Origin of the sequence: uncultured Cyclobacterium sp., assembly GCF_963977555.1 — a bacterium.
Classification (GTDB): domain Bacteria; phylum Bacteroidota; class Bacteroidia; order Cytophagales; family Cyclobacteriaceae; genus Cyclobacterium.
Map to the genome: position 1 here is coordinate 18,055 of NZ_CAXBPD010000032.1, position 9,256 is coordinate 27,310.

Sequence of the window (9,256 nt, forward strand, 5' to 3'; positions counted from 1 at the left end):
GCCTCATTCAATTTTAAAATTCATATCAAGTGAGAAAAAATACGACATTATTCAGTGCAATTGCGTTTTTAGGACTTCTTATCGGTGCTTGTAACCCATCTGCTACCGACGAAACAGTTTCGGGAGGAGAAAGCAAGACAGATATATCAGATATAAAAATTGCTTATATCGTTACAGATAGCGTAATAAATAACTTTGAATATTTCAAAGAAAGGTCTGCTGAAATTGCCGAAAAAGGCAATAAATACCAAAGTGAATTGACCAACAGGGCCAAAGGATTTGAGCAGGAAGTTGCCAGTTTTCAAAGTACAGGTGGTAATATGACCAGAAATCAAGCACAGGCAAAGCAGGAAGAGTTAATGAAAAAAGAAGAAAATCTTATGACATACAGACAGAACATTATGGCTGAATTGTCTGCGGATGAAACTGCTTTGTACAATGAGGTATACGATAAGATTCAGGTTTACCTGAATGATTATGCAGCTTCAAATGACCTTGAAATGATCTTATCCTATACAAGAGGCGGTGGCGTTTGGTATGCAAAGAAAAACTTTGATGTTACTGATGACGTTATATCTGGTATCAATGCAGATTACAAAGATAAAGGAAACAGTAGTAGCTCAGAAGAAAAAGTAGAAGAGCCTGCAGAAGAAAAATAAGGGTATTAACACTGATATATTTTAAAAAGCCCGGGTTTCCGGGCTTTTTTATTGAATTATTATCCCATATGCATAGAAGTGTACGTTGTTATTCAATGCTGTGATGTTTATATTCGAAATTATTAGTACCTATTTATTGGCCAATTAATTTATTTAAAAAATGGAAATCACCAATTTTCTAAAACATCATTTCAGACATTTTAATGCGGCAGCTCTAATTGATGCCGCTGAAGGGTATAAATCTCATTTAGATGACAATGGGAAAATGATGATTACGCTAGCCGGAGCCATGTCTACTGCCGAGCTAGGTATTTCTTTGGCTGAAATGATCCGTCAGGATAAAGTCCATATCATAACCTGTACTGGCGCAAATCTGGAGGAAGATGTGTTTAACTTGGTGGCGCATGATTATTATGAGCGAATCCCAAACTATAGAGACTTGTCTCCCCAGCAAGAACAGGATTTGGTCGATAGGCACATGAACAGGGTAACAGATACCTGTATTCCAGAAATGGAAGCCATGAGAAGAATCGAAAATGTGATTCTTGAAGAGTGGCAAAAAGCAGACAAAGCAGGTGAACATTTTTTCCCACATGAGTTTTTTTACAAAATCTTGTTGTCAGGAAAGCTAGAAAGTGAATATCAAATTGACCCTGAAAATAGCTGGTTGCTAGCCGCAGCAAAGAAAAATATACCAATTGTGGTTCCAGGGTGGGAAGATTCAACACTTGGCAATATGTTTGCTGGTCATGTGATAGCTGGAGACATTAAAGAGGTACATACTGTAAAAGGAGGGATCCAATACATGATGTACCTGGCAGATTGGTATACTGAAAATGCAGTAGAAGAAAGTACTGTTGGGTTCTTTCAAATAGGAGGAGGAATTGCAGGTGATTTTCCAATTTGTGTAGTACCTATGCTTCATCAGGACTTACAGCGTGATGGTATTCCATTGTGGGGCTATTTCTGCCAAATTTCGGACAGTACTACTTCCTATGGATCCTATTCAGGGGCTGTACCCAATGAAAAAATCACTTGGGGAAAACTTGGTATAGATACACCAAAATATATTATTGAATCAGACGCTACAATTGTAGCTCCGCTGATTTTCGCTATTGTATTGGGACAATGAAAGGTTTAATATGAACAAAGTATTTTCAATATTTTTAAGAGCAAGCACAATTTCGGTGCTTGCTTTTTTTATTTTCCATAAATCTGATGGACAAACCACAGAATTAAAGCGTGTTTTTTCACTTGAGTATGACGAGCAGCAACCACTTTTAGCTCCAGATGGAACCCTATATTTTACCTTGGCCTTTCACCCAAACAATAAAGGAGGAAAAGGAGATCCAGGTGATGTCTGGTTTGCTCCAAAAAATGATGGGGCATTTGAGTTTCCTCAGTCCGTTCCTGAGCTATCTACTCGCTATTATGACTTGCTCATTGGGTTTATAGACCAAGAAATAGCTCTGGTTTATCATGCAAATCTTAACAATCAACAGGTAATTCAAAGATACATATGGAACGGTACCCGGTGGAGTATAGACGAGCCAATGCTTATGCCTGGTTTTAAAACCAATGGTACTTACTTTAGTGCAACCTTAGATCCCAGTGGATCCATTATGGTTTTATCAATGGACTCCTACGGAAGTTATGGTAATGAAGACATATATATTTCTAAAAGAAGAGGCAATACATGGACAAGACCCTTAAATCTAGGGGCAACCATCAATACCGTTAGCCAGGAACTAAGTCCGGCAATCACCTCAAATGCTGATACACTTTATTTCTCCACCAATTCCGCTGAAAGTGAAAAGGGTATTGAGGTATTCTTCAGCAAGAGAATGGATGATTCATGGGGGAATTGGAGTAAACCTAAATTATTGGGGTCTTCAGAAATGGCTGGAATGGATATGTATTATCTTCCAGTTACCAAACGAGGAAGATCTTATTTCACCAATACGCAGACCAGCGATGGGTTTGGAAATATTTATTTTAATGGGAATGCCTCCGTGGGCCCCTCTTCTAAGGGTATGATTGATGACCCAGTAAATAGGGCCGATAAAGAGGAGCTTAATAATCCGGAGATTCAAAGAATTGATAAGCCTTTGCCTTTGAGCAATGATCTAAAGGAGACTGAACAAAATCAAGTTGATCGAACAGTTGACCGTAGCTTAGCTAAGGGTTTAGATACTTTGGCTGTCGGCAAAGCACTTATTTTAGAGAAACTATTGTTTCAAAGAGGATCTGTTGAGTTGGTTAATAAAGAATCTTTGACGACTTTGGATGAGTTATCTGCCTATATGATAGAAAATTCGGGAAAGATTATCTCTATAGAAGGGCATACGGATAGTTATGGCAATGAGGATGTTAATTCGCGATTGTCATTGGCGCGGGCAAATAAGATAAAGGAATTCTTATTAGAAAAGGGCGTTCCTAAAGAAAGGTTGCTAACGAAAGGTTGGGGAGGAAAAAAACCAATAGCAACCAATTCGAATTTGGCTGGTAGAATTAAGAATCGAAGAGTTGAGCTATTTGTGCTTTCTAAAGAATCAATAAAATGACATGTAAAAAAAAGTTTAATCTAAGGTTATCTATTGTTTTACTATGCCTAGCGACCCTATCATGTAATGAAAAAACAAATGAAAATGTTGTCTCAAAAGAATTATCTTCCAAGCCTTGGGAAATGCGACCATTTGTAAAACTGGATGAAAAGAATCCTGTTCTTATTCCCGGAGACCTTACCTTTACCTGTCCTATTTTAGGTACGTCTGTCAAGTGGGAAGAAAAAGATGTCTTCAATCCTGCGGCAATAGTTAAGGATGGCCTAATTAACCTTCTTTACCGGGCAGAGGATAGCATTGGTAGTAACAATGGTACCTCAAGAATTGGCCTTGCATTGAGTAATGATGGCGTAACCTTCAATAAGCTGCCTGAACCAATCTTTTACCCCGATAATGACAGCCTTAAATCACTAGAATGGGATGGAGGAGTTGAAGACCCAAGGATTGTTGAGTCTGAGGAGGGTAGGTATATTTTGACTTATACTAGCTATGATGGGGAAGTTGCCCGGCTGATGTTAGCTACTTCAATAGACTTAAAAAATTGGGAAAAACATGGCCGGGTATTGAAAGGAAAATGGAAAGATACCTGGAGTAAAGCAGGAGCCATTGTCGCAGAGAGAAAAGGGGACAAAGTTATAGCCAAAAAAATTAATGACCAGTACTGGATGTATTTTGGCGATACTGATCTTTTTCTGGCTTATTCTGATGACTTGATTAACTGGAGCCCCTTATTAGATGAGGGTGCTCTAAAATCGGTGCTTAAACCAAGACCTGGCTATTTTGATAGCAGGTTAGTAGAAGCTGGTCCCTATGCTTTGTATAGGGAGGAAGGTGTTTTACTACTTTATAATGGGATGAACTTAGGAGAGAATGAGAATCGGGACACTACCCTAGCTCCGGGCACTTATTCGACGGGTCAGGCATTGTTTGATAGAGACAATCCGGGCATATTGGTAGATAGATCAGAAACCTATTTTTTGACCCCCGAAAAACCCTATGAAACAGAGGGGCAAGTCAATTTGGTATGTTTTATTGAGGGCATGGTCCCTTATAAGGGAAAATGGTTTTTATATTATGGTACAGCAGATTCCAAAATTGCGGTCGCGGTCTATGAGGGAGATTGATTTTTTAGGTCAAGTTGAAGGCTAAGACCTTAGAGAAATTAACATCGGTTTATTAATTTTCAGCGCTTGATATTGTTATGTGCCGGTAAAACCGCATTTTATTGAACTCAGAAGGACAATTGTTATCCTAAGACCTAATTCGGGATTAACGTTTCGTTAATTTATTCCCCAAATAAAAGGGAGGGCTTCCCAATTGGAAACCCTCCCTTTTTAATAATTATTAATTTATCATTTGTTCGATTAATTCATCATAGCTGGTGATCCTCCTTCACTTTCTTTTAAATCTTCATTGGTGACCCCTCTCTTCTTTCGTTTTCCACCATCGACACTCAATTTACCGATTCGGTAGGAGAAGTTTATCTTAAAGTTCATGAATTTCATTCCCGTTACACTACTTTGGGTGATGGTAGGGGTTACTAGCTCATTTCTCATTTTAAACTCAGGAGTAAAGAAGTTTTCAGCTCCAAATCCTATGCTTCCACGCTTTTCAGCAAATTGCTTGTTCAAACTTAAGCTATATATACCAAAACCTCCTGCTGAACCTTGAAGTTGTACTCTCCTGCCACGGTAGAAACTAAAGGCTTGAATTTGCCAGTCTCTAGGTAGGGTGTAATTACCAAATAACCTTCCGCTAATTACAAATCCTTCGTTTTGTGTTTTCAATTGTGGATCTGATAATCCATTGTTCAATTGAGAAAAATAGCCATCAATGGATCCATTCAAAGAAAACTTGCCTGAAATATTAATATTGGAGAAAATACCCAAGCCATAAGCCCTTTCATTGCCAATATTTTCGTAAGTGGTAAAGATAACATCATCATCTTGGATCGTCCTTATTGGCTGAATAGAACCTGTAGTATTTCTAAGGTAAGAAGTGAAATTAAGAGAAGTTCCCTTAATAAATGTACTGTAAGACAATTCATAATTGTCAGTCATTTCAGGATCCAACAATGGGTTACCTTGAGTAATTTGCTGTGGATTTGCTGCCTCAATATTTGGATTAAGGTAGTTTAATGAAGGTCTTTGTATCCTTCTGTTATAGGCGGCTTTCAACATATTGCCATTCGCCAATTTTCTACCAAAGTTCATGTTGGGCACCACTGTTCCGTAAGAAGGAATGTCTGCTGGTAGGTCAGAAGCAAGGAAATCTGCGTCAATATTAGTGTATTCATACCTAACACCAGTTTTTAAAGTATAATGCTCTAAAAACCCCAAGGTGTAAGAAAGGTAACCAGCAGTTACATTCTGGTTGTAATTAAACTTATTGGATAAATCCACATCTTCATCTTCCACATAATCTCCATCAGCACCTTCTGCTCGAAAATAAGCAAAATCACTGGTAGCTTTTCTGAGAATGTTTTTAGCACCATATTCAATGATCTGCTCATCCTTTGATCCAAGTGGTGTCACATAATCTACCTGGACTGTAAACTCCTCGTTTAGGTTGTCATTGTCATTTTTGATCCTACTAATTATTTGATCAAAAGACTCATTGTATAGACTATTAACGAAGTCGTTTGTTCTATTGCTTCTTGAATAAAGCCCAGAGAAACTAAGTTCCTTACCTTTCTTTTCAAAGGATTTGGTGTAATTGTAACTGACATCAACATTGTTTGATAGATTGTCTGTTCTCACATCTCTTAATAGCTCATTCACCAACATATCTTCTACATAAGTCTCTGTATAAAGGTCATCTTGGTTCATTCTCATGTTTCTTAAACCAAAGCTAACAGAGGTGGTCATGAAATTATAAGTGTTGATTTCATAATCCCAGCCAAAATTATACCTACCAAACATCATGTTGTTTCGGGTCTCAGCTCCTTGGAGTATTTTAGTCGCCGGGCCATCTGCTGAAAAAAGTGTTTGCTCATTTTCGAAGCTACCCAGAATATTGTAACCCATTCGGCCAAAGCCACCCAATGAAAAACCCATTTTACCTTTTTTCAATGCTGCATTTAACCCAAGATTTGATCCCCTCAAACCAGCACTGGTATTGATGTTCAAAGAAGCGCCTTGTAATTTGTTCTTCTTGGTAACTATATTGATCACTCCACCTGTACCTTCTGCATCATATTTAGCAGAGGGAGAAGTAATTACTTCTACAGATTTAATCTCTTCGGCAGGAATTTGCTTTAAAGCATCTGCAATGTTATTGGCCACGATGGCAGACTGCTTATTATCAATCAATACCAAAATATTGCTGCTACCACGCATGGAAACATTCCCATCCAAATCTACAGTTAGCATGGGTACACGTCTTAAAACATCAGAAGCATCTCCACCAGCAGTAGTTTTATCATTTTCAGCATTGTAGATAGTCCTATCGACTTTTTCTTCTATCAAATTTCGCTGCCCTTGAACGGTGACTTCTTCCAGTGCAACAGCCGATTCGTTAAGACCAAGATTTCCTAAAAATAAAGACGGTGTGTTTGGTCCTACTTCCACATCTCCTCTCACATAGGCGTCATAGCCAACAAAACTAAGTTCTACCTTATATTTCCCAGCTGATTTTACATTGAAAAAGAATTCGCCATTGTCATCGGCAACGCCTCCAGCAACTGAAGCATCAGTTGCTGCTTCTTTCAAAAAGGCTGTAGCATAAGGGATGGGCTCTCCTGTAGCCTTGTCTATGACCTTGCCTGAGATCTTAAATTCTTTTTTCTCAGTAGCCTTTTGACCAAAGCTGTCTAGAGATCCCACAGCCAGGAACATAATCGAAATTAATAATAGTTTGGATAACCCTTTCATTTGTATATATTTTTCAATTAGATATAAGTCGTTAATACCTCAACAAAGAAAATTTTTTCTTATCAAATTAAAAAACGCAATAGATAGGTAAGGTTGTTCCATCGACAAAAACCGCAAAACAGCAGACTAAATTAAATTTGGTGATTTTACATTGCGTTTATAGATTGATTTAGGCTATTGAGCGGTATTCTATCCCATTTGGTAGATTTGAACATTTCTTTTATTATCTTTCTTTTATGTTTATATCGGATTATTGCCTTTCGGAGTAGCCAAACTCCAAATTTATTCATTATGACAAATTCTATTAAGCCTAGAAAGATTACGCTACTTATCCACGTATTGGTATGGGTATTTATAGCCATTGTGATTTTTGTAGTAAGCCCATTATCATGGAAGGTAGACCTTCCCATTGAATACTGGTTCAAACAAGGCCTGACACTTTTTTTTCTTATGGTTGGCTTTTACCTCAACATGTATTTGTTGGTTCCAAAACTACTTTTCAAGGGGAGAACATGGGCCTTTGTTGGTGTAGGCATATCCATTACACTTTTGTTTTTGCTAATAATCATACAATTTGAAAACCTTGTTAACCTTCCAGAATTGATGCACAATGCTTTCAGGCCTGAGAAACCCTATGTGCCCAAGCCAAGGAATTTTAGTTACGATTTGTTTACCATTCTACTGTTATTGTTTGGTTTAGGGATAAGCACCAGCGTAGTAGTAGTGGAAAAATGGCAAATAGACGCTGGCCTGAGAAGACAAATGGAACAAGAAAAAGTCAGTTCTGAATTGTCTTACTTAAAAGCACAGATAAACCCTCATTTCTTTTTTAATACCTTAAACAACATCTACTCACTCACAAATATTGATGTAGAGAGAGCTCAGAAAGCGATATTAAAACTCTCAAGGATGATGCGTTATGTGCTCTATGAAACAGATAAGGACACAACTTATTTGAGTATGGAACTTGATTTTATAAGAGATTATGTAGAGTTGATGCGTTTAAGGTTGTCTGACAAAGTAAAGTTGAATTTAAATATTCAGGAAAAGACCGAGGACATACCAATAGCACCGATGCTTTTGCTACCTTTTATTGAGAATTGTTTTAAACATGGTGTAAGTGCAAAAATAGAGAGTAAAATAGAGATTTTTGTAAGCCAAGAGGGGAAAATTTTAGAACTTAAAACTGTAAATTTGAAATTCCCAGCAAACCCAAAAAGCAAGGAAGAGTTGGGCAGCGGAATAGGACTTACCAATACAAAAAGACGATTGGATTTGATTTACGGAAATAAATGTAAATTGTCTATTGATGAGGACAATCCGGAAAACGAATACCGAACGCAATTAAGAATAGATTTGTCATGAAAATCAAATGTATTGTTGTAGATGATGAGCCGCTGGCATTGGATCTGGTATGCAATTTTGTGAATAAAACTGGTTTTTTGGTTTTGGAAGAAAAATTTGATAGTGCCTTGGATGCCTTATCCTATATCAATGCCAATGCAGTTGACCTTATGTTTTTAGACATACAAATGGCGGATTTAACAGGGATGGAATTGGCAAGAGTTTTGGAGGGTAGAAAAGGGAAACAATCTCCCAAAATTATCTTCACTACAGCGTACAACCAATTTGCCATAGAAGGATATAAAGTAGATGCATTGGATTATTTGCTAAAGCCATTTGGGTATGAAGAGTTTTTAAATGCCAGTCAAAAGGCGCTAAAATATTTTGAAAAACAAACTGTTACGAACAATGCCACTGCTGAAGAGTACATTTTTTTAAAAGTAGAATACCAACTTGTCAAAGTGATGTTAAAGGACATTGTTTTGGTAGAAGGGTATAAAGATTACGTTAAAGTCCATTTGGTAGGTAAAAATGCACCAATGCTTTCCTTGACGACATTAAAAAGCATGGAGGATTTACTTCCTGAAGGACAGTTTTTACGGGTTCACCGTTCCTATATCATTTCACTTGACCAGATTATCAGTATTAGTAAAAGCACCGTGAATATGGGGATTATGAATATAAGCGTTAGTGAGGGCTATAAGGATGGCTTTATGCAGTTTATTAATAAATGGATCAACTGATAATTAACCCATCATAAATCGTCATACTAAGTTAGTAGCGGAAAAAATGTTGTAAAAATATCGGAATTTTATTT

The 9,256-nt window shown here is 37.4% G+C and carries 7 protein-coding genes; 6 read left to right on the top strand and 1 reads right to left on the bottom strand.

The features are described from left to right. Positions 1 to 29: 29 nt before the first annotated feature. From AAC073_RS24140 to AAC073_RS24155, 4 genes are all read left to right on the top strand, one after another. Positions 30 to 659 (top strand): OmpH family outer membrane protein, encoded by a 630-nt coding sequence (locus AAC073_RS24140; RefSeq protein WP_339926355.1) that lies wholly within the window; start codon positions 30 to 32, stop codon positions 657 to 659. A gap of 160 nt (positions 660 to 819) precedes the next feature. After that, positions 820 to 1,791, top strand: coding sequence for a deoxyhypusine synthase family protein (locus AAC073_RS24145; RefSeq protein WP_339926356.1), 972 nt, complete (start codon positions 820 to 822; stop codon positions 1,789 to 1,791). Between the two features lie 10 nt (positions 1,792 to 1,801). After that, the gene (locus tag AAC073_RS24150) at positions 1,802 to 3,223 is read left to right on the top strand and encodes an OmpA family protein (protein ID WP_339926357.1); all 1,422 of its coding nucleotides are present in this window, start codon (positions 1,802 to 1,804) and stop codon (positions 3,221 to 3,223) included. Positions 3,224 to 3,345: 122 nt separating this feature from the next. After that, a complete protein-coding gene (locus AAC073_RS24155; RefSeq protein ID WP_339926358.1) occupies positions 3,346 to 4,347 on the top strand; it encodes a glycoside hydrolase family 130 protein in 1,002 nt (333 codons plus the stop codon). 240 nt (positions 4,348 to 4,587) lie between these two features. Here AAC073_RS24155 and AAC073_RS24160 read toward each other — a convergent pair whose 3' ends face one another. Next, the gene (locus tag AAC073_RS24160) at positions 4,588 to 7,095 is read right to left on the bottom strand and encodes a TonB-dependent receptor (protein ID WP_339926359.1); all 2,508 of its coding nucleotides are present in this window, start codon (positions 7,093 to 7,095) and stop codon (positions 4,588 to 4,590) included. 291 nt (positions 7,096 to 7,386) lie between these two features. On the opposite strand from AAC073_RS24160, the gene AAC073_RS24165 reads away from it, so the two are divergent. After that, positions 7,387 to 8,460: a histidine kinase gene (locus tag AAC073_RS24165; protein WP_339926360.1), complete on the top strand. Its 1,074-nt coding sequence runs from the start codon at positions 7,387 to 7,389 to the stop codon at positions 8,458 to 8,460. After that, positions 8,457 to 9,182, top strand: coding sequence for a LytTR family DNA-binding domain-containing protein (locus AAC073_RS24170; protein ID WP_339926361.1), 726 nt, complete (start codon positions 8,457 to 8,459; stop codon positions 9,180 to 9,182). Before AAC073_RS24165 ends, AAC073_RS24170 begins: the two co-directional genes overlap by 4 nt. Positions 9,183 to 9,256 lie beyond the last annotated feature (74 nt).